The following is an 873-nucleotide window of genomic DNA, read 5'->3' as shown; positions in this document are numbered from 1 at the left end:
TCCCGGTTCTGATGCGTATCTTCCAGTTGGGAATCAGCCTGAACATGGTGTTTTTTCAGCAACAGGTTCATGATATCCGGCACACTCTGGCGATGGTAAATATGGCTGTCCTGATTGAGCGTCAGTCGCCAGAGGAACGGGCGCATGGTGAAGGTATACAGAGTCTTATTGCCATCGGTGCCGCACCAGTCGGCATGGGAAATGATGCCGGTGATTTTGCGTTGCTCTGTCTCACCGTGGAAAACCTGTAATACGGCTTCCTGCATCAACAGTGCAGTTAAATCAATATCCGGCTGTGGTTTGAAAGGATTGTCAGGCAGGGACTGAACCAGCGTCAGGTTCAGGGTAAAAAGGTCAGAAAGCCCTTCCCGCAGGGTGAAATCCGCCACGGCAAAGGTCTCTTCGGGTAAGTTCCCTATCCGGCAAAGAAAACGTAATCCACTTTTTTGCATTATTGCTCCTTATTTTTCTGTTATTACAGCATTACATCTCACTACGCTGGCCGAGCCGCTGCCGGAATTCCCATAACACGGCCTGCTCACCCTGCCGGTAAATTTTTAACATGATGAAATTATTCCGCACGACAAAGCATGTCAGCAGTTGGTCAATCATCCGGCAGAACTGATACATCACACCGTCATTTTCATAACACGCCGGATCAAGGTAGATATGCAGTGTGTTGCCATTGATGGGGATACCTTGTCGGCTGTAGTCAAGGCGGCGGTCTGGCAGGGCGTCAATACCGATAATGCCGTTAATATGCTGCTGCATCCGGCGGCTGAGGGCGCGATCATGTCCGGCATAACAATCATACAACCGGAGAAAATCTTTCAGGGATTCGGCATGGAAAAGTAAAAATGGCGGGCAGTTTAA

General features: G+C 49.5%; 2 protein-coding genes. Both read right to left on the bottom strand.

Annotated elements, in window-relative coordinates:
• Positions 1-452, bottom strand: a 452-nt coding sequence (locus AAC854_RS22735) for a contractile injection system protein, VgrG/Pvc8 family (RefSeq protein ID WP_340619074.1), incomplete at its 3' end; no start/stop codon positions are given.
• Positions 453-483: 31 nt separating this feature from the next.
• On the bottom strand, positions 484-873 hold a 390-nt coding region (locus tag AAC854_RS22730), incomplete at its 5' end, for a type VI secretion system baseplate subunit TssF (RefSeq protein ID WP_340619073.1).

It is taken from the genome of Xenorhabdus entomophaga, from assembly GCF_037996725.1.
Taxonomy (GTDB): Bacteria; Pseudomonadota; Gammaproteobacteria; order Enterobacterales; family Enterobacteriaceae; genus Xenorhabdus; species Xenorhabdus khoisanae.
The sequence above is the reverse complement of the archived record's forward strand: the minus strand, read 5'-3'. Positions and strand labels throughout refer to the sequence as shown.